This window comes from Polynucleobacter sp. MWH-UH2A (genome assembly GCF_018687195.1).
Lineage (GTDB): Bacteria > Pseudomonadota > Gammaproteobacteria > Burkholderiales > Burkholderiaceae > Polynucleobacter.
In genome coordinates, this window is record NZ_CP061321.1 from 254,963 (window position 1) to 272,748 (window position 17,786).

Below are 17,786 nucleotides of genomic sequence, written 5' to 3' on the forward strand. Positions count from 1 at the left end.
TTTGCATTGATCTAGTCAACAAGGATAAAGATGGCTAATGGCCTTTTTAAAAATCGCAAGGGCATCATTTTGGCTGGAGGCTCTGGGACTCGCTTATACCCAGTAACGCAAGCCGTCTCTAAACAGCTAATGCCAGTTTATGACAAGCCAATGGTTTACTACCCATTGACGACTCTCATGTTGTCCGGCATTCGAGATATTTTGTTAATTTCTACACCTCACGATACCCCCTGTTTCTCTGAGCTATTAGGTGATGGATCACAGTGGGGCCTGAATATTCAGTATTGCGTGCAACCCTCTCCAGATGGCTTGGCTCAAGCATTCACCTTGGGTAAAAACTTTATTAATAATCATCCGAGCGCTCTAGTGCTTGGGGATAATATTTTTTATGGTCATGAGCTTGTAGGAAATCTCGAGAGTGCCAATCAGCGTCAAGAGGGCGCAACTGTTTTTGCATATCACGTAACCGATCCTGAACGTTACGGTGTAGTGGAATTTGACCAGCATTACAAAGCGGTTTCTATTGAAGAGAAGCCTCTTAAGCCAAAAAGTAGCTATGCGGTTACAGGACTTTATTTCTATGATAATAAAGTTTGTGACATTGCCAGTTCTATTAAGCCTAGCGCGCGTGGTGAACTAGAAATCACGGATGTTAATCGAATATATCTTGAAAAAGACCAGCTCAGTGTTGAAATCATGGGCCGTGGATTTGCCTGGCTAGATACCGGCACTCACGATTCCCTTTTAGATGCTGCAGGCTTTATTGCGACTCTGCAAAAACGCCAAGGTCTAATGGTTGCTTGCCCTGAGGAGATTGCATTCCGTCAGGGCTGGATTGATGCAGAAGTAGTTCAAAAGGTGGCAACTCAACTGAGTAAAAATAGTTATGGTCAGTATTTAGCCAAAATTTTGAATGAGATGAGAAGTGGTTCTGAGCCTATCTCTCTATCTCAAAAGAAGATCAATTGATGACCTATTTAAAGACCCATTCCAAAATTTTAATAACGCCAACTGCAATACCCGATGTTTTGGTAATCGAGCCAAAAGTGTTTGGTGATGAGCGTGGTTGGTTTACAGAATCATTTAATGCACAAGATTTCTCTGATGCAACTAATTTGAATGTAACTTTTGTTCAAGATAACCATTCATTTTCTCGTCAATCGACTTTACGGGGAATGCACTATCAGTTAGAAAAAACGCAGGGTAAATTAGTGCGAGTAGTTTCTGGTGCTGTTTACGATGTGGCAGTTGATCTTAGAAAAAATTCGTCTAGTTTTGGCAAGTGGGTTGGGGTAGAGCTAATCGCAGAAAATCATAAGCAGCTCTGGATACCAGCAGGTTTTGCTCATGGATTTATGGTGCTTTCACCAACAGCCGAATTCTTATATAAAACCACTGATTACTATCACCCTCAAAGCGAGGTCTGCTTGGCTTGGAATGATCCAGTAGTTGGAATTCAATGGCCTTTAGGAACAGACACCCAACCGACCCTGAATGCTAAGGATGCTGCAGGCCTTTCTTGGGGAAAGGCCCCAAAGTTTGAATGAATAACCCAATCGCTCGTCCAAAAATACTCTTAGTAAAACTTTCCTCCTTGGGGGATGTGCTTCACAATCTGCCAATAGTTTGGGATATGCGATCACGTATACCTGATGCTCAAATTGATTGGGTTGTTGAAGAGGCGTATGTAAATCTACTGACCCCTCTCTTAAGTAGAGATGGCTTTCGAGGAATTGATCGAATTATTCCATTCGGTTTGCGTCGTTGGAAAAAATCACTTCTAAGCACTAAATCATGGAGAGAATTCTTTGCCTTTAAGAATGAACTTCAAGCAGCAAATTACGACATCATCATTGAAACTCAGGGTCTGCTGAAGTCTGCTCTTGTTTGTGGTCTCGCCAAGAAGAATCCTGAGGCTATAGTAGCTGGCTTAGCCAATGCCACTGAGTTTTCAGGGTACGAGCCAATAGCACGAGCTTTCTATAGTCAGTCTGTTCAAGTTCCATTGCAGTGTCATGCGGTCGACCGCGCTCGATATGTCATGTGTTCAGCTCTAGATTGGCCTCTCATTGGAAGGGATGAGGGAGTCCAGTTTTATCGTGCTGGCTTTGAAGATTCCTTTGGAAATAGCCAGCTTATAGGGCTGAAGCAGCCATACATCTTGTTTTTTCACTCTACTGCTCGAGAGGCTAAGCGTTGGGCTAATACTCATTGGGTTGATTTAGGAATCGAGCTCTCAAAATTAGGTTATCAGGTCGTTCTGCCATGGGGAAACACTTCTGAAAAATTAATTAGTGACATGCTTGCTTCTCAAATTCCAGGATCAATAGTACCAAGTGCATTTTCTATCGAAGAAGCTTTCTTGGTTATTGCGAACTCGAGTCTAGTTGTTGGTGTTGATACGGGCTTAACGCATTTGGCTGCGGTATTGAACAAACCTACTGTCGAGATTTATTGTGATTCGCCTCGTTGGAAAACAGAAGGATATTGGTCTGACAAGATCAGAAACATCGGCGATATGAAAAAACCGCCAGAAGTCAAAGAGGCGCTCGATGCTTCTTTAGAGCTACTCAACGCAGTAAAGAATTAATCGCAATTAAATCTTCGTCGGTTAAGGCTGCGGCATGAGCCTTTAGTCTGATGGCATTCAGAATGGTACTGTAACGAGCCTGCTGTAGTTGTGAACGAGTGGTGATTAAAGTATCCAGAGCAATCAACACATCGATATTAATTAAGGTTCCCACCTGAAAGCCTAGCTTGCTCGATTCCAATGCGGAACTGGATGAGCGTTCAGCTGCTTCGAATGCTTTTACGCTTGCTAGGCCGCCATAAAAACCAGTAAATGCGGTGCGGGTATTTTGTGCCGCAGTACGGCGGGCATTATCGTAGTTTGCTTTAGCAGCATCTACAAGAGCGGCGTTTTGTCGAATCACGGCGCTATTAAATCCCCCGGATACCAAGGGAATATTCATTTGTAGAGCAACAGTGTTGTTGTACACATTGGTGTTGGCTGGCGTGTAGCTATTTGGCGTGCCATTAGAAGTGTTATAGCCTGCTGTTCCTACTAAATTGATCGAGGGGTAATTCAATGCCTGAGAGGCGCGATAAGTACTCTCAGCCAAGCTAACAGAAAGTTGATTTGCTAACACATTGAAGTTTGCGCTCTCAGATTGATTAATCCAGTCTTCTAAGGTTTGTCCTGGAGGCAATTGCGGATTCACACTTTCTGCAATAGGGTTTCCCTTGGAGTCTTTGCTTTTTGAGCGCGGATCTTTTAGGACGCCATCAATCTTTGCTTCTTTAATAAGTGGGCGTAATGGTCCAACAGGATGCCCAACAAGCTGCTCTAGTGCGCCCTTTTTCACCAAGAGATCTGCTTGAGCAGCAATCTCTTGGGAGTTGGCCAAATCAAGCGCAGCTTGAGCAGTATTTACGTCCACAATCGTGGCGAGTCCAGCATCAAACTTGGCTTGTGCAGCGTCTAATTGTTGCTTGATAAGACCCTTTTTATTGCGATATAGCTCAACGTTATCTTGGCTAGTGAGCGCATCAAAGTAAGCTTGTGAAACGCGAATGATGAGATCTTGCTGAGCTAAGTAAAAGCGCATGTCAGCAATTTTGGTATTGAGATCACCTTGCTTAAACGCTTCTAGTGCGCCTAAATTGAATACCGGTTGGGTAAGGGTAACCGTATAGTTCTTTTGATCGAAGACGCGAGAATTACCTGGGCCAGCTGCCACTACAGTTTGGCCCACGCCATGCTGGTAATAACGTGTACCACCAGGGGTGGCATTGGCTTGCGGCAAGAGTAAAGAAAGGCCTTGCCAGAAGAGCTCCTTGCTCGCTTGGTAATTAAAACGCGCAGCATTTAACACTGGGTCGCTAAATGCTGCGTCTTGGTATAGCTGAATCAAGTCGCTAAATTGTCCCTTCTGCGCATTGATGGCATTGCCATTCACGCTCGATGGGGCGGCGTTTGTTGGCAATGCTGGTTTGCTTGGTGGCGGGGCAATCTGTGGCGGCTGCTCCAAGCCAATTAAGGATGAAGCGCTCACTGGCATCGGAAGTGCTGGCTTTGCTGCTGCATTAGGGCTCTGAGCCAGAGCCAAGGGCTGCCATGAGCTTAGGCCGAGTGCCTGCCCCAGAATGAGACCCAATACGGTCAGTCTAGAGGGGCGAAAGCGGCTTGGAGTCATTAAATTCATCAATTCTGAAAGTGCATGAAGTTTAAGGCTAAATGTCCATGAGCGGTAATTTGAGCTTTATTTTGCCAAATAAGTGTTCTGCTTTCACAACCCTATAAAATTTGCCCTATGGATCTCATATTGTTATTAAAAGCGGTCATCCTGGGGGTTGTTGAGGGGCTGACGGAGTTTTTGCCTATCTCCAGTACAGGCCACCTAATCTTGGCTGGGGATTTACTGGATTTTAATGATGAGAGGGGTAAGGCCTTCGAGGTCATTATTCAGTTTGGCGCCATTTTGGCGGTTTGCTGGGAGTTCCGAGAAAAGCTCGTGAAAGTGGTGCTGTCGTTAAATAGCAGCCCTAGCTCTCGGCGTTTCATGCTCAATCTCATCATTGCCTCCATTCCAGCAATGGGACTGGGCTTCATCTTTGGCAAACATATTAAGGCGGTACTTTTTTCTTCAATTCCTGTAGCTAGCGCTTTTATTGTTGGCGCATTAATTATTTTCTGGGCAGAGCGTCGTCAAGAGAAAAATTCGAATACGAATACCCACATACATTCAGTAGATGACCTTTCCTATTTAGATGCATTGAAGGTGGGAATTGCGCAATGCGCCGCTTTGATTCCAGGGACATCTCGTTCTGGTGCGACGATTATTGGCGGGATGTTATTTGGTCTACCGCGGACCGTAGCAACGGAGTTCTCCTTTTTTCTCGCCATTCCTGTAATTGGGGGTGCAACAGCTTATGAGTTGCTAAAGCTTTGGAAAAATCCGGTTGCTATCTCGGGAGAATTTACCCTTGCTATTGTTATAGGGTTCATTGCCGCTTTTATTTCTGCATTTATTTGTGTGCGTTGGTTAATTCATTATGTAGCGCATCACAATTTCACCCCGTTTGCCTGGTACCGGATCGTATTTGGATTATTAGTGCTGATTACTGCCTATAGTGGCGTTATTGCTTGGTCACATTAATCAATATAAATTGGATCAATATATGGATGTATCAATTGACGCAATCACCAACAATATCCAGTTGGCTTTGGCGCCCGTATTCTTATTAACAGCGGTTGCTACATTATTAAATGCGATCTCTGTTCGTCTCGCCAGAAATGTTGACAGAATGCGCGCGATTCAAAATACGCTCTACTCAGGAGAACCTAAGGAGGGTGGGGTTTTAGAGCATATGCAACAAGAAGCGAACGAATTCAAGTTTCGAGGTCGCTTGTGTACGTTAGCGATATTCTTTGATGTTCTGAGCGGTATATTTATTTCACTGACAGTACTTGAGCTTTTCTTTTTTCAAGCAGGCGCCGTGCGCTCACTGCAAACCACTTATGTTATTTGGACCTTTGTTTTGGGTCTGATATCCTTTATGACTTCTTTATCCGTCGTATTAGCCGAAGTTGTGTATGCCTATCGATCTGCTGGCTGGAACTTTCCTAAACAATATTGAGTTTTCAGTAGCACCTTAACTAATTTAAAACTATGAACAAAATCCTCATCACTGGTGGCGCAGGTTTTCTAGGATCACACCTCACTGAAAAACTTCTTAAAGAGGGTAATGATGTTCTAGTGGTGGATAACTACTTCACGGGTTCAAAGGCGAATTTGGCGCATCTACTCCCCAATCCCAATCTTGAGTTGATGCGACATGATGTGACTTTCCCGCTCTATGTAGAGACTAATCAGATCTACAACCTAGCTTGCCCAGCCTCTCCCGTGCACTATCAATACGATCCGGTACAAACGACTAAGACCAGTGTGCATGGTGCAATCAATATGCTGGGTCTAGCTAAGAGAACTAGGGCGCGGATCTTGCAAGCTTCTACCAGTGAAGTCTATGGCGATCCTGAAGTTCATCCACAACCCGAGGAGTATTGGGGAAGAGTGAATCCTATCGGTATTCGCTCTTGTTATGACGAAGGTAAGCGTTGCGCAGAGACTCTCTTTTTTGACTACAACCGCCAACATGACCTTGATATCAAGGTAGTTCGTATTTTTAATACTTATGGCCCTCGTATGCACCCCAATGATGGCCGTGTGGTGAGTAACTTCATTGTGCAAGCACTGCAAAGTAAAGACATTACTATTTACGGTGATGGTCAACAAACCCGCAGCTTTTGTTACGTCGATGATTTGATCGATGCCATGGTCAGAATGATGAATTCAGAGAGGGGTTTTACAGGCCCAGTCAATATTGGCAACCCAGGCGAGTTCACCATGCTGCAGTTGGCTGAAACAGTTCTAAAACTCTCGGGCAGTAAATCGAAGATCGTTTATCAACCATTGCCCCAAGATGACCCAAAGCAACGCCAACCTAATATTGAGCTGGCTAAAGCCAAACTTGGTTGGGAGCCAAAGGTTAATCTAGAAGATGGCCTCAAAGAGACAATTGCGTACTTTAAAAAGGTTGTAGCTTAAGTTGACTCAGGAAGCAGGCCATCAAGAGGGAAGGCGATTTGAGCGTATTCGTTCCTTTGTCCTGAGGGCCGGAAGAACAACTGCTGGTCAACAGCGTGCTATTGATGAGCTGGGCCCGAAATTTCTCATTCCTTATGAGGGTAAAACGCTTGATTTGGTGAGCACGTTTGGGGGCTCCGCAACGCCCAAGATCCTAGAAATTGGTTTTGGTATGGGCGAGACCACTGCCAAGATTGCTGCTTTAAGAAATGAAGAAGACTTTTTAGCGATTGAGGTTCATCTTCCTGGTGTGGGCGCGCTATTAAAGCTGATTGGAGAGAATAATCTCGCTAATTTACGCCTCATTCGCCATGATGCGGTAGAGGTACTTGAAAATATGATTGCACCCGAATCTTTGGATGGCATTCATATTTACTTTGCAGACCCATGGCACAAGAAACGCCATCATAAGCGTCGCCTCATTCAAGAAAAATTTGTGAAGCTACTGGCATCACGTCTTAAGGCGGGTGGTTACCTACATTTGGCGACAGACTGGCATAACTATGCAGAGCAAATGCTTTTAGTGATCAACGCTGAATCAACTCTACAAAATACCTCCAGCCAGCAGATCAAGATCGAAACATTTACTGTCGAAGATGTAGTTGCACCAGAAGAGCTTGAAAAAGGTTTAAATGAATTTAAGCCTACCCTTGAGCAGTTAACTGGCGAGCACTTGGCTTATGTGGAGCGACCAAACTATCGCCCAGTAACCAAATTTGAAAACCGTGGCATTAAGCTAGGCCACGGCGTCTGGGACTTAGTCTATAAAAAGAAGTAAATTTCTCGTTTGTCTACTTACAGGCCAACACAGACATACTTCATTTCTAGATATTCATCCATGCCGTAAACGCTGCCTTCGCGTCCAAGGCCAGATTGCTTTACCCCACCAAAAGGAGCTACCTCGTTGGAGATCAGGCCGGTATTAACGCCAACCATGCCGTAGTCCAGTGCTTCAGCCACTTTCCAAATCCGTCCAATATCACGACTATAGAAGTAAGAGGCCAGGCCAAATTGGCTGTTATTGGCTAATGCGATTACTTCCTCATCAGTTTCAAATGGAATAACCGGAGCAACGGGGCCAAAGGTTTCTTCATAAGTAATCAGCATTTGATTGGTGACGTTTGAAAGAATGGTCGGCTCATAAAAGTTCTGTGATGTAGAACTTTTCTTACCGCCCGCTACAAGTTTCGCTCCTTTACCAAGCGCATCAGCAACATGCTTCTCTACTTTCTCTAAGGCAGCAGTTTCAATTAGTGGGCCCTGAGTAACTCCTTTTTCCATGCCATTACCAACCTTGATTGTGGCAATAGCTTTGGCAAATTTCTCAACAAATTGATCTTGCACTTTTTTGTGGACATAAAAGCGATTGGCGCAAACACAGGTTTGTCCGGAGTTTCTGAACTTGGATGACATGGCACCACTAACCGCAGCATCAATGTCGGCGTCTTCAAACACGATAAATGGAGCATGGCCCCCAAGCTCTAGAGCTAGTTTTTTAACGGTCGGGGCGCATTGCGCCATCAAGATACGGCCAACTTCTGTGGAGCCGGTAAAGGAGAGATGGCGTACGGTTGGAGAGGCGCACAGCGTTTTGCCGATCACAATGGATTGATTAGCATCGGCAGTCACAATATTAATAACACCATCTGGAATGCCGGCGCGTTTGGCGAGCTCTGCTAAAGCGAGAGCTGAGAGAGGTGTTAGTTCAGCGGGTTTGATCACAATCGTGCAACCTGCCGCTAGAGCGGGTGCAATTTTGCGAGTAATCATCGCAATGGGAAAATTCCAGGGGGTAATAGCAACGCAAACGCCAATAGGCTGTTTTAAAACCATCATGCGTTTATCACCCCAAGTGGTAGCAGGGATCGATCCCGAAACCCGTTTTGCCTCTTCTGCAAACCATTCTACAAATGAAGCGCCATAAACTACTTCACCCGCAGCTTCCGCTAGAGGTTTGCCTTGCTCTAAGGTCATCAGAGTGGCTAAGTCTTGTGTATTTTCAATAATGAGGTCGAACCACTTACGTAGGATGATTGCACGCTCTTTACCCAGTTTGTTGCGCCAAGCAGGCAGAGCTTCTTCAGCTGCTTTGATGGCTTGTTCGGCATCCTGATTGCCCAGATTACCAACTGTGGCAATGAGTTCATCGGTGGCTGGATTGGTGACGTTAAACGTTTTTGTGGAGTTAACCCATTGACCATTAATAAAAGCCTGTTCTTTAAATAGGCTGGAATCTTTTAAAAGACTGCGGATATCTATTTTTTGCATGATGCGCTTTTCCAATTGAAGGGATATGGGCTACTCAGGATAATTTTATCCCTATAAAGAAAAAACCTCACAAGTGTTACCTTGTGAGGTTCATCGGCATCGGCACCCTGCAAAGAGGGTCTAGTCAGCTTTGGTTTCTGCGATGCGGAGTTTCTGTGCCAAGAGATCTAAGACGCCATTGACGTATTTATGGCCATCTGTGCCGCCAAAGGTTTTGGCAAGTTCCACAGCTTCGTTGATCGCCACTTTATAAGGTACGGATAAGTCGGCAGCCAGCTCATAAGCGCCAATCAGAAGAGCAGCATGTTCTACAGGGGATAGCTCATTAATAGGTCTATCAAGTGCCGGGGTAATAATGGCCTCGAGTTCGTCAGTACGTTCAAGTACGCCTTGAAAAATACCATTGAACAAATCGAGTTGACAGCGCTTAAACGCTGGATCTTCAGCCAATTGCTTGGCAATTGCAGTGCTGTTCGGAAGGCTGCCTGCACGTCGCGCTACTAAGCTTTGATACACGCCTTGAAGGGCATATTCACGGGCGCGACGACGTGGCGTTAGTGAGCGCTTAGGCGCAACAGATTTACCGTCAGCATTTTCTTTGCTAGCGTGCGCTGGTGTTGAATTTAGAGGTGATTTAGTCATGTTGATAATTACGCTTCACCATCATTCATTTCAAAATCAATATCGGTGGTCAGCGCTAATGCAAGGTTCGCCATTTCTACAACAGCTTTGGCACAGTCAGCACCTTTGACATTCACGCGTACTTGCGCTTGTTCATCGGTATCGCAAGTAAGGACACCATTGGCAATGGGCAAACCAGAGTCGATAGAAATGCGAGTAATGCCTGAGGCGGATTCGTTAGATACCAACTCAAAGTGATAAGTTTCGCCGCGGATGACTGCACCTAAGGCGGCTAGTCCGTCAAATTCGCCTGTTTCCGCAAGCTTTTGAAGAGCAAAGGGAATCTCTAGCGCACCAGGAACAGTCACGAGTTTGATGTCGGATTGAGAGACGCCTAATGCAATCAGCTCCTGAATACATGCAGTCCTGAGAGCAACGCAATGATCTTCATTAAAGCGGGCTTGCACAATACCGATGCGCAAATCTTGACCATTGAGATCTGCCTCTAACACACCTACTGCGTCATTATTTGAATTAGTCATGATGATCTTTTGATGGGATTAGTCTTAATAAGGTTCTTGCCAGCACTCTTATTCGAATTCATAAGGAAGATATCCAGTAACTTCAAGCTTATATCCAGAGAGGCTTGGTACGGGACTTGGATTTGCTAGTAAACGCATTTTTCCGACGCCAATGTCTTTGAGAATTTGAGCACCAATACCGTAGCTACGGAAATCTGTTTTTCGCGTAAGTGTTTGTTTTACTTCATCAGATGACTGATTCAGCTTTTTGAATTGCGCTAACCAATCTTCATCATTGGGCGCAGCAATACCCGCTGCATTCAGAAGAACTGCAACTCCTGCTGGAGCATTGGCTATTTGCTGAAGTGCTTGAGCTAGCGGCCAGGAATGGGTACTAACCTGAGAATCTAAAAAGTCTAAAACGGTTACAGGCTCATGAACGCGTACCAGTGTTTCTTCTGACTCAGAAGGCTTACCGTGAACAAGCGCAATATGGATACATGAGCTTGGAGTATCACGGTAAATAATGCCTTCAAACTTGCCCCACGGGGTGGCGAATTCGCGAATACCTTCTCGAACAACAATACTCTCATGTTGACTACGATATTTGATTAAGTCGGCAATACTGCCAATTTTGAGTTGATGCTCTTCTGCAAATTCCAATAAGTCTGGCAAGCGAGCCATGCTGCCATCATCTTTCATGATTTCGCAAATAACCGCCGTCGGAGAGCAGCCCGCCATAGCGGCAAGATCACAACCAGCTTCTGTATGGCCAGAACGAATCAGTACACCGCCTGGTTGTGCCATCAAAGGAAAAATATGACCAGGCTGCACTAAGTCGCTGGGCTTGGCATTAGAAGCTACGGCAGTCTTAATGGTGAGGGCGCGATCTGCGGCAGAAATACCCGTCGTGACACCAGTGGCCGCCTCAATTGAAACGGTGAAGTTGGTTCCCATGGAGGTGCCGTTATCACGTACCATCAACGGTAAATTGAGCTGCTGGCAACGCTCGCGAGTTAATGTAAGACAGATGAGTCCGCGACCGTGTTTAGCCATGAAATTGACTGCTTCTGCGCTCACATGATCGGCGGCCAACACTAGATCACCTTCGTTTTCGCGATCTTCTTCGTCCACCAGAATGACCATGCGGCCAGCACGAAGCTCGGCAATGATTTCTTCTGTGGGGGAAAGGGTATTTGGCATAGCCCTGTATTTTAAGCTGAGCAGGCGATTATCGTTAGTCTCCGATGGCATTCTTCTGCTTGTCTGACGGCAAGACCCTCTGAATCCTGTTTTATTAGCCTTTGGGGCTTTAGAAAATGCCATATGAGCCTCAACACCCAAAACCCAGTGAATGGATTTATCTTGCTAGAGGTATTGGTGGCGATGAGTCTCATTTTGGGTGTTTGGATGACTTCGATTGGTGCTTATCAAGGATTGGCTCTTCGGTTTAAGCAACAGGAGAGCAAGCACTCCCACCTTAGGCAGACTTTTGATGGCTACGAGCTTGCAGAACAAGTTAGGGTTAATAACGCCAATAACAAGCAAATCAGCCCTCCCAGTAGCCCCAATATTTCCATTAAGGATGTGAAGCATGAATCTTCTCGAGTGTCTCGTCGGAATCACCCTTTGCACCCTGTTGCTCAGCCCACTACTAAAAATCAGCACTGATTTGTGGGTTAAACAAATGGAACATGAAAAATCTCAAGCTCTCACATCAGAAACGGAGCGCGCACTGGAGTTGATTGGGCGCGCTATTCGGATGGCAGGCTATCGAAATGTGAAATCCGTTCAAGAGATTACAGGCAAGAAAAATATCAAAAATCCAATAGAGATTCAGAAGGGTGCCGGTTATCAGGGGTCTGATTCTTTACTTACGTGGCACGAGTTATCGGAAGGAATTGATTTTGATTGCATCGGAAATGTATTAACGAACGATCGCACAAAACACAACTTAGCCTTGCAAGGTTTTCTGGTGGAAAGACAGGCTGGTTTACCAAAGGGGGCAAGAGCCAATGGAGGTTCGCTAATGTGTCAGTCATTAGATCGTCAGGGGCGAATACAAAGCACTACCCTGATGAACGGCATTAGTAACTTAAAGATTGATGAGCTAAACCCCTCTATAAATCAGGGCCAAAGGGCCTTTAGGATCAAACTAGAAATGACAGATGGAGCTTCGTTGCAGAAGGCATTTACGCGCACCTTCACTACCAGAAATCTCCCATGATCTTGGCTTGGGTGATTTCGCTACTACTGTTGTGTTCGTCTCTCATTGCCTATTTAGAGCGATTAACAAGTCTGCGTGTCCTGGAGGCAAAAGTAATTGAGCAGGCACAAGAACGATTTATATTTGCAGAAAAATCGGTTCTTGAGTGCGAGAAAAATATTATTAATATATCTACATTATCAGAAAACAACTGCTTTATGCAGTCTGCAGGCAAGGGCTTATGGCTGATTTCTAGCAAAGAAAAACCGAGTATTCACATACATATTTTGGTAGATGAAAAATCAGGTGCGGTTACCCGCCTAAATTGGCGTCAAGCATTTGAATAAAAATCACCAATTGGAGTCTGGAGTAAGCTTGCTGGAGCTAATGGCGGTGATGCTGATTATTGCTATTGCCGCGACTGTCACCATGCCTCTATTGCAAGAACAGATTGCCATTCGCGAAATTGAATCGGTTGCCAGAAAATTTATTGGGCATGCTCATTTTGCTCGTCAGCAAGCTTTGCACCATGGTGAGTCTGTAGTGCTTAAACCTCTATTGAATGGCAAGTGGGAAAGTGGGTGGGTCATTAGTAGTGGTTGTTTAAGTAAATTCAGCAAGCCTGAGTGTGTGAGCAAAGTATGGCTTTCTCAAGGGAGAATTGATCCCATCTTCTTTCGCAGTGGGGGTAGATACTTTATCGATCCCCATACAGGCAAAGCTGGGATTCTCTTTAATGTTGCAGGGGCTGCTAAAACAGCTCAGGGCGGTTTTGTTGCCAATCGTCTAGTATTGGGTCACCAAAGGTTTCCGGACTTAGAGCGCCAGCTGATATTGGGCAGTGGTGGGCGTTGGCGAATCTGTGACCCCGCCAGAGATACAAAGCGTTGCCATTGAATGGTTTAATAGACGTATGTATACCGCTGTTGATCACCAATGGATGAGCGAGGCATTAGCCCAAGCTCAAAAAGCACTGTATTTAGCCAATCCCAATCCTCGGGTGGGCTGTGTCATCGTTAAAGATGGGCAGGTAATTGGTCGAGGATTTACGCAACGTGTTGGTGGCCCTCATGCAGAAGTCCAGGCGCTCGCAGATGCCAAGGCGAATGGAAATGATCCTACAGGCTCAATCATCTACGTGACGCTAGAACCATGTAGCCATACTGGACGTACTCCGCCTTGTGTGGATGCATTGATCGCTGCAAAGCCAGCCAAAGTGATTGCAGCAATGAGTGATCCAAATCCATTAGTTTCTGGAAATGGTCTTGAGAAATTAAAGGCTGCTGGTATTGAGGTGCAATGTGGCTTGATGGAGTCTGAAGCCCAAGCCATTAATCGCGGATTTATTTCCAGAATGACACGCGGCTTACCATGGGTGCGCTTGAAAATAGCTGCAAGTCTTGATGGAAAAACCGCCTTACCCAGTGGCGAGAGTCAATGGATTACTGGACCGTTGGCGCGAGCTGATGGCCATCACTGGCGAGCCCAAGCCTGTGCGATTGTGACTGGCGTTGGGACTGTTAAGGAGGATGATCCCGCTCTCAACGTGCGCGATGTTGAAACACAACGCCAGCCTTGGCGAATTATTGTGGACTCCAAGCTAGAGACACCACTCAATGCGAAGATTCTGGAAAATATTGACCAATCTGGTGTAATCATCGTTTGCGCAAATTTAGACAATCCAGAAAGTCAAGAAAAAGCAAAAGCTTTTAAAGCGAGAAGTATTGAGGTCGTTGCGATGGCTAATGCTTTTGGAAAGGTAGACTTACCTAAGCTTTTTGCATATCTTGCTCAAGAGCGCGAGCTGAATGAAATTCACATTGAGGCCGGCTTTAAGCTTAATGGTTCGATGATGCGAGAGGGTTGCGTAGATGAATTATTGCTTTACTACGCACCATTCTTCATGGGCGAGGGTATTGGTATGGCAAATACGCCCGTATTAGATTCATTGAGCTCGCGCCAAGATTGGCAAGTCATTGATCAGAGCTTGATTGGCGATGACTTTAGACTTAGGCTGATGAAGCGTTAATGAAACTGAAGATACACACTAAAATAATTTAATGTTTACTGGAATTATTACTGCTCTAGGTCAAATCAAAAGCGCTCAAGCAAAAGGCGATGGCTTGCACTTGATTGTTGAGGTGCCTTCGGGTTACCTGGATGATGTTGCGCTCGGCGATAGTATTGCTATCCAGGGTGCGTGTATGACTGCTACCCAGTTTGATGGCAATACTTTTGCTTTGGATATTTCTCGCGAGTCTCTTAATAAAACGGTTGGCCTTGATCAGGTTGGGCCGGTGAATCTAGAAAAGGCACTGCGTTTAAATGATCGACTTGGGGGTCATCTAGTGAGTGGTCACGTAGATGGTATTGGTAAGGTTGTGCACTTTGCTCAAGTCTCTCAAGATACTTATGGTTCTTGGTTGTTGAGAATTGAGGCCCCAAAAGAATTGGCGCCATTCTTAGCCTACAAGGGCTCTATCGTTGTAAATGGTGTATCGCTCACTGTTAACAAAACAGAAGACACTACTCAAGCTTGTATTGTCGATATCAATTTAATCCCACACACCTTGCAAAGTACTACGCTCGGTAATCTGAAGCAGGGAGATGCAGTCAATCTTGAAGTAGATCTGATAGCCCGTTATGTTGCGCGTATGCTCGAAGCCCATAGATAACATCAGCAATTTAGGGTGCTCATTGAGCGCTTTCTTAAGCCGTTCTGACGGCGTGGTTAAATAACCCCATTGATTATAGTCCCATTTTGGGACTATAATGTACTGATGAGGGTAATTGCTAAAAAATGCTTGATAAAGTTTTGGGCGAAACACAGAGATTCTGAACAGCCTCTAAGGGCTTGGTATGACGAGGCAAGCAGTGCAGTCTGGCAATCCCCTCAGGATATTAAGGATCAGTATAGAAATGCCAGTTTCGTTGGAAAAAATAGAGTCATTTTTAATATCAAGGGAAATGACTATCGGTTAATCGTTGCTGTTGCTTATCGTTTTGGAGTGGTTTATATAAAGTTTGTTGGAACACATGCTGCTTATGATCGAATTAACGCAGAATCAGTGGAGATAGAGTCACTATGAAAGAATTAAAACCAATAAGAAATGAAAAAGATTACATGTCTGCCTTGGCGGAGATATCTCCGTTTGTAGATAAAGAGCCAAAAAAAGGTAGCAAAGAGGCGGATCGGTTTGAATTACTTTTGATGCTCATTGAAGCTTATGAGGCTAAGCATTATTCAATAGATCCACCAGATCCAGTTGAGGCAATCAAATTTAGAATGGAACAGGCTGGTCTAAAGCCTAAGGATTTGCAGCCCATGATTGGTGGATTAAATCGCGTTTATGAAATATTAAATCGTAAGCGGCCCCTAACCCTGAAGATGATTTGGAAGTTACATTCCATGTTGGGAATACCCGCAGATAGTCTTATCAAGCAAGACGATGAACTGCATCCTGCTTAACAGTTTATTTACGGTAGCGAGTTGGATCGCTCACATTGGCCTGTTTAAAGCCGGCCTGTCTTAGCCTGCAAGATTCACATTCACCACAGGCTTCACCTAAATCGTTTGCTTGATAGCAAGACACAGTTTGTGAGTAATCAACCCCAAGCGTGTTGCCTAGCTGAATAATTTCTGCTTTGGTGAGATTGATGATGGGTGCGTGAACACGAAAGCGATTTTCGTTATTGGAAGCTTCTACTCCAGCCTTAGTGGCCAGATTAGCCATCGCTTCAAACGAGGCGACATACTCAGGGCGACAATCTGGATAGCCTGAGTAATCTACCGAGTTTGCGCCATAGAAAATATCTAGACCGCCAAGCGCTTCTGCCCAACCCAAGGCGAGTGACAGCAAAATCGTGTTGCGTGCAGGAACATAAGTCACGGGGATCTCTTGATCTTTTCCGGGGGTGATCGGCACTGCAATAGAGGAGTCTGTTAAAGCAGAGCCACCAAAGCGGGTCAGGTCTAGATTAACAACCTCATGACGAGCAACGCCCACTTGTTTTGCAATATGTTTTGCTGCAGCTAGTTCAGAGGAGTGACGCTGTCCATAACCTACTGAAAGCGCGTAGGGTGTGTACCCTAAATCTTTGGCAAGTGCTAAGACGGTTGTGGAGTCTAGACCGCCTGAAAAGAGAATAACGGCAGGCGCGCCTGGTTTACGTGGCGCAAGCTTCTCAAAAGCGGCAGACAGCTTAGACATGCAGTTGTAAGTGTCTACTTTGTAGCAGCCAGAAGCTGTTGCGCATCTTTCGCTGCTTCAGTATCTGGGTATTTGGCAATAATGTCACTAAAGGTTTTCTTGGCAGCTGCTTTGTTGCCGCTCTCTAATTGAGAATTGCCCAAAGTAACCATCGCTGTAGGAATGCGGGGATGATTTGGGTATTTCTTAATTAAGTTTTGTAACTGACTGATAGCCCCAGCGTAATCCTTGTTGGCATACTTACTATTACCACTCCAGTAAAGTGCGAGAGGTAGATAAGGGCTCTTAGGGTATTTAACAGTGAAGGCGGCAAAACCATCTTCAGCCTTTTTTAGGTTACCCGCCTGAAATGCTTTTAATGCATCGTCATAGGCTTTCTTTTCACCCGGCTGGACAGTGCCACTCACACCCTCAATCGTAATAGTGCGAGGCTCGAAATTGCCTAAGCGTGTATCGAGATCTTGGTAATAAGTCTTTTGACTCGTCGAGATATCTTCGCCTTGTTTCTCAAGCTCTTCAACCTTACCTCGCAACTCTGCATTCTCGGTTTTGAGTTTGTCGATCTGGCTTTGGAGTTCAAGTTGAGTAGTAGCCAGGGACTTGCGTAAATCCAAAATGGCCTTGCGAGCCTCATCGTCTGAAAACAGTGCCCAGGCGTTGTTAGAGGCGCATAGGCAAAATACGGCAGTACTTAAACAAAACGCTCGTGAGAGCGTTTGTTTGATGGTGTGTGAAGAGTTATTCATTTAGTTTGTAATGTACACAATATCAGCACGGCGATTTTCTGCCCAAGCGGCTTCGTTATCACCTTCTGCTTTAGGTTTTTCTTTACCAAAGCTGACGGCTTCCATTTGATTATCTGATACACCCATCAAGTTCAATGATTTGCGTACTGCATCGGAACGACGTTGGCCGAGCGCCAAGTTGTATTCAGCAGTACCGCGATCATCGGTATTGCCTTGAATGATGATCTTTTGATTTGGATTGGCTTTTAAGTAGCTAGCGTGAGCCGATAGCATCTTTTGGTATTTAGTCTGTACTGTGTACTCATCAAATCCAAAATACACACTCTTCTCAAAGAGTGGGCTCTTAGGATCATTCCATGGCTGTGAGCCGAAGCTGCCACTGCCACCAGCTCCATTAGCACCATCAGTATCGTCTAGCTTCACACTTGAACAGGCCGCCATTAAAAATGCGGTTGCGCCAATAATGGCCAAAGTAGCTGCACGGCGTGCGATAGAAACAGTCATGATTTTCCTTTTCCTGCAAACTCAATAATGAATTTGGTGCTTCAATAAGTGGGCACATTGCC

23 protein-coding genes are annotated in these 17,786 nt (G+C 45.2%); 15 read left to right on the plus strand and 8 right to left on the minus strand.

What is annotated here, in order from left to right:
- The first annotated feature begins 30 nt into the window (after nt 1-30).
- Genes rfbA through waaC form a run of 3 tightly spaced genes read left to right on the plus strand, consistent with a single transcriptional unit; the run spans nt 31 to nt 2,590 of the window.
- Entirely contained in the window at nt 31-969 is a 939-nt protein-coding gene (gene rfbA, locus IC571_RS01355) for a glucose-1-phosphate thymidylyltransferase RfbA (RefSeq protein WP_215316992.1), read from the plus strand.
- Complete coding sequence (gene rfbC / locus IC571_RS01360; protein WP_215316994.1) at nt 969-1,547, plus strand: dTDP-4-dehydrorhamnose 3,5-epimerase; 579 nt, start codon at nt 969-971, stop codon at nt 1,545-1,547. Before rfbA ends, rfbC begins: the two co-directional genes overlap by 1 nt.
- Complete coding sequence (gene waaC, locus IC571_RS01365) at nt 1,544-2,590, plus strand: lipopolysaccharide heptosyltransferase I (RefSeq protein ID WP_215316996.1); 1,047 nt, start codon at nt 1,544-1,546, stop codon at nt 2,588-2,590. The genes rfbC and waaC overlap by 4 nt, the downstream gene beginning before the upstream one ends.
- Here waaC and IC571_RS01370 read toward each other — a convergent pair.
- Nucleotides 2,571-4,196: a TolC family protein gene (locus IC571_RS01370; protein WP_215316998.1), complete on the minus strand. Its 1,626-nt coding sequence runs from the start codon at nt 4,194-4,196 to the stop codon at nt 2,571-2,573. The genes waaC and IC571_RS01370 overlap by 20 nt on opposite strands.
- A gap of 117 nt (nt 4,197-4,313) precedes the next feature.
- Here IC571_RS01370 and IC571_RS01375 point away from each other — a divergent pair, with 117 nt between their 5' ends.
- The 4 genes from IC571_RS01375 to trmB are packed head-to-tail and all read left to right on the plus strand — an operon-like array spanning nt 4,314 to nt 7,425.
- Nucleotides 4,314-5,159, plus strand: coding sequence for an undecaprenyl-diphosphate phosphatase (locus IC571_RS01375; protein WP_215317000.1), 846 nt, complete (start codon nt 4,314-4,316; stop codon nt 5,157-5,159).
- Between the two features lie 22 nt (nt 5,160-5,181).
- Nucleotides 5,182-5,640: a DUF2721 domain-containing protein gene (locus IC571_RS01380; RefSeq protein WP_215317002.1), complete on the plus strand. Its 459-nt coding sequence runs from the start codon at nt 5,182-5,184 to the stop codon at nt 5,638-5,640.
- Nucleotides 5,641-5,672: 32 nt separating this feature from the next.
- On the plus strand, nt 5,673-6,608 hold the full coding sequence (locus IC571_RS01385; RefSeq protein ID WP_215317004.1) for a UDP-glucuronic acid decarboxylase family protein: 936 nt from the start codon (nt 5,673-5,675) through the stop codon (nt 6,606-6,608).
- A 1-nt stretch (nt 6,609) separates the two neighbouring features.
- Nucleotides 6,610-7,425: a tRNA (guanosine(46)-N7)-methyltransferase TrmB gene (gene trmB, locus IC571_RS01390; RefSeq protein WP_215317006.1), complete on the plus strand. Its 816-nt coding sequence runs from the start codon at nt 6,610-6,612 to the stop codon at nt 7,423-7,425.
- Between the two features lie 17 nt (nt 7,426-7,442).
- Here trmB and IC571_RS01395 read toward each other — a convergent pair whose 3' ends face one another.
- The 4 genes from IC571_RS01395 to ribBA all read right to left on the minus strand — a co-directional run bounded on the left by IC571_RS01395 (nt 7,443) and on the right by ribBA (nt 11,260).
- Entirely contained in the window at nt 7,443-8,915 is a 1,473-nt protein-coding gene (locus tag IC571_RS01395) for an NAD-dependent succinate-semialdehyde dehydrogenase (RefSeq protein WP_215317008.1), read from the minus strand.
- Nucleotides 8,916-9,035: 120 nt separating this feature from the next.
- Entirely contained in the window at nt 9,036-9,557 is a 522-nt protein-coding gene (gene nusB, locus IC571_RS01400) for a transcription antitermination factor NusB (protein WP_215317010.1), read from the minus strand.
- An 8-nt stretch (nt 9,558-9,565) separates the two neighbouring features.
- Entirely contained in the window at nt 9,566-10,078 is a 513-nt protein-coding gene (gene ribH, locus IC571_RS01405) for a 6,7-dimethyl-8-ribityllumazine synthase (RefSeq protein ID WP_215317012.1), read from the minus strand.
- Nucleotides 10,079-10,126: 48 nt separating this feature from the next.
- Nucleotides 10,127-11,260 (minus strand): bifunctional 3,4-dihydroxy-2-butanone-4-phosphate synthase/GTP cyclohydrolase II, encoded by a 1,134-nt coding sequence (gene ribBA, locus IC571_RS01410; RefSeq protein WP_215317014.1) that lies wholly within the window; start codon nt 11,258-11,260, stop codon nt 10,127-10,129.
- A gap of 123 nt (nt 11,261-11,383) precedes the next feature.
- On the opposite strand from ribBA, the gene IC571_RS01415 reads away from it, so the two are divergent.
- From IC571_RS01415 to IC571_RS01450, 8 genes are all read left to right on the plus strand, one after another.
- Nucleotides 11,384-11,728, plus strand: coding sequence for a hypothetical protein (locus IC571_RS01415; RefSeq protein WP_215317015.1), 345 nt, complete (start codon nt 11,384-11,386; stop codon nt 11,726-11,728).
- A gap of 16 nt (nt 11,729-11,744) precedes the next feature.
- On the plus strand, nt 11,745-12,284 hold the full coding sequence (locus IC571_RS01420) for a hypothetical protein (protein WP_215317017.1): 540 nt from the start codon (nt 11,745-11,747) through the stop codon (nt 12,282-12,284).
- Nucleotides 12,281-12,610 carry a hypothetical protein gene (locus tag IC571_RS01425; protein ID WP_215317019.1) on the plus strand — a complete coding sequence of 110 codons (330 nt, stop codon included), beginning with the start codon at nt 12,281-12,283 and terminating at the stop codon, nt 12,608-12,610. Before IC571_RS01420 ends, IC571_RS01425 begins: the two co-directional genes overlap by 4 nt.
- The gene (locus IC571_RS01430) at nt 12,603-13,160 is read left to right on the plus strand and encodes a Tfp pilus assembly protein FimT/FimU (RefSeq protein ID WP_251373458.1); all 558 of its coding nucleotides are present in this window, start codon (nt 12,603-12,605) and stop codon (nt 13,158-13,160) included. The genes IC571_RS01425 and IC571_RS01430 overlap by 8 nt, the downstream gene beginning before the upstream one ends.
- A 16-nt stretch (nt 13,161-13,176) precedes the next feature.
- Nucleotides 13,177-14,292, plus strand: a complete 1,116-nt coding sequence (gene ribD / locus IC571_RS01435; RefSeq protein ID WP_215317776.1) for a bifunctional diaminohydroxyphosphoribosylaminopyrimidine deaminase/5-amino-6-(5-phosphoribosylamino)uracil reductase RibD — start codon at nt 13,177-13,179, stop codon at nt 14,290-14,292.
- A 31-nt stretch (nt 14,293-14,323) separates the two neighbouring features.
- Nucleotides 14,324-14,938, plus strand: coding sequence for a riboflavin synthase (locus IC571_RS01440; RefSeq protein WP_215317021.1), 615 nt, complete (start codon nt 14,324-14,326; stop codon nt 14,936-14,938).
- Between the two features lie 105 nt (nt 14,939-15,043).
- Nucleotides 15,044-15,352: a type II toxin-antitoxin system HigB family toxin gene (locus tag IC571_RS01445; protein WP_215317023.1), complete on the plus strand. Its 309-nt coding sequence runs from the start codon at nt 15,044-15,046 to the stop codon at nt 15,350-15,352.
- Nucleotides 15,349-15,732: a type II toxin-antitoxin system HigA family antitoxin gene (locus tag IC571_RS01450; protein WP_215317025.1), complete on the plus strand. Its 384-nt coding sequence runs from the start codon at nt 15,349-15,351 to the stop codon at nt 15,730-15,732. The genes IC571_RS01445 and IC571_RS01450 overlap by 4 nt, the downstream gene beginning before the upstream one ends.
- A gap of 4 nt (nt 15,733-15,736) precedes the next feature.
- On the opposite strand, the gene queC is transcribed toward IC571_RS01450, so the two are convergent.
- From queC to pal, 3 genes are read right to left on the minus strand one after another with little or no spacing between them, the layout of a single operon-like run.
- Complete coding sequence (queC, locus tag IC571_RS01455; protein WP_215317027.1) at nt 15,737-16,474, minus strand: 7-cyano-7-deazaguanine synthase QueC; 738 nt, start codon at nt 16,472-16,474, stop codon at nt 15,737-15,739.
- Between the two features lie 14 nt (nt 16,475-16,488).
- Nucleotides 16,489-17,220: a tol-pal system protein YbgF gene (gene ybgF, locus IC571_RS01460; protein ID WP_215317029.1), complete on the minus strand. Its 732-nt coding sequence runs from the start codon at nt 17,218-17,220 to the stop codon at nt 16,489-16,491.
- Nucleotides 17,221-17,724, minus strand: coding sequence for a peptidoglycan-associated lipoprotein Pal (gene pal, locus IC571_RS01465; RefSeq protein ID WP_215317031.1), 504 nt, complete (start codon nt 17,722-17,724; stop codon nt 17,221-17,223).
- Between the last annotated feature and the right edge of the window lie 62 nt (nt 17,725-17,786).

What these genes read in the sequence shown, in the direction of transcription:
- rfbA (WP_215316992.1), top strand. Translation starts at nt 31, where the DNA reads ATGGCTAATGGCCTTTTTAAAAATCGCAAGGGCATCATTTTGGCTGGA.
- rfbC (WP_215316994.1), top strand. Translation starts at nt 969, where the DNA reads ATGACCTATTTAAAGACCCATTCCAAAATTTTAATAACGCCAACTGCA.
- waaC (WP_215316996.1), top strand. Translation starts at nt 1,544, where the DNA reads ATGAATAACCCAATCGCTCGTCCAAAAATACTCTTAGTAAAACTTTCC.
- IC571_RS01370 (WP_215316998.1), bottom strand. Translation starts at nt 4,196, where the DNA reads ATGACTCCAAGCCGCTTTCGCCCCTCTAGACTGACCGTATTGGGTCTC.
- IC571_RS01375 (WP_215317000.1), top strand. Translation starts at nt 4,314, where the DNA reads ATGGATCTCATATTGTTATTAAAAGCGGTCATCCTGGGGGTTGTTGAG.
- IC571_RS01380 (WP_215317002.1), top strand. Translation starts at nt 5,182, where the DNA reads ATGGATGTATCAATTGACGCAATCACCAACAATATCCAGTTGGCTTTG.
- IC571_RS01385 (WP_215317004.1), top strand. Translation starts at nt 5,673, where the DNA reads ATGAACAAAATCCTCATCACTGGTGGCGCAGGTTTTCTAGGATCACAC.
- IC571_RS01395 (WP_215317008.1), bottom strand. Translation starts at nt 8,915, where the DNA reads ATGCAAAAAATAGATATCCGCAGTCTTTTAAAAGATTCCAGCCTATTT.
- nusB (WP_215317010.1), bottom strand. Translation starts at nt 9,557, where the DNA reads ATGACTAAATCACCTCTAAATTCAACACCAGCGCACGCTAGCAAAGAA.
- ribH (WP_215317012.1), bottom strand. Translation starts at nt 10,078, where the DNA reads ATGACTAATTCAAATAATGACGCAGTAGGTGTGTTAGAGGCAGATCTC.
- ribBA (WP_215317014.1), bottom strand. Translation starts at nt 11,260, where the DNA reads ATGCCAAATACCCTTTCCCCCACAGAAGAAATCATTGCCGAGCTTCGT.
- IC571_RS01415 (WP_215317015.1), top strand. Translation starts at nt 11,384, where the DNA reads ATGAGCCTCAACACCCAAAACCCAGTGAATGGATTTATCTTGCTAGAG.
- IC571_RS01420 (WP_215317017.1), top strand. Translation starts at nt 11,745, where the DNA reads ATGGAACATGAAAAATCTCAAGCTCTCACATCAGAAACGGAGCGCGCA.
- IC571_RS01425 (WP_215317019.1), top strand. Translation starts at nt 12,281, where the DNA reads ATGATCTTGGCTTGGGTGATTTCGCTACTACTGTTGTGTTCGTCTCTC.
- ribD (WP_215317776.1), top strand. Translation starts at nt 13,177, where the DNA reads ATGTATACCGCTGTTGATCACCAATGGATGAGCGAGGCATTAGCCCAA.
- IC571_RS01440 (WP_215317021.1), top strand. Translation starts at nt 14,324, where the DNA reads ATGTTTACTGGAATTATTACTGCTCTAGGTCAAATCAAAAGCGCTCAA.
- IC571_RS01445 (WP_215317023.1), top strand. Translation starts at nt 15,044, where the DNA reads ATGAGGGTAATTGCTAAAAAATGCTTGATAAAGTTTTGGGCGAAACAC.
- IC571_RS01450 (WP_215317025.1), top strand. Translation starts at nt 15,349, where the DNA reads ATGAAAGAATTAAAACCAATAAGAAATGAAAAAGATTACATGTCTGCC.
- queC (WP_215317027.1), bottom strand. Translation starts at nt 16,474, where the DNA reads ATGTCTAAGCTGTCTGCCGCTTTTGAGAAGCTTGCGCCACGTAAACCA.
- ybgF (WP_215317029.1), bottom strand. Translation starts at nt 17,220, where the DNA reads ATGAATAACTCTTCACACACCATCAAACAAACGCTCTCACGAGCGTTT.
- pal (WP_215317031.1), bottom strand. Translation starts at nt 17,724, where the DNA reads ATGACTGTTTCTATCGCACGCCGTGCAGCTACTTTGGCCATTATTGGC.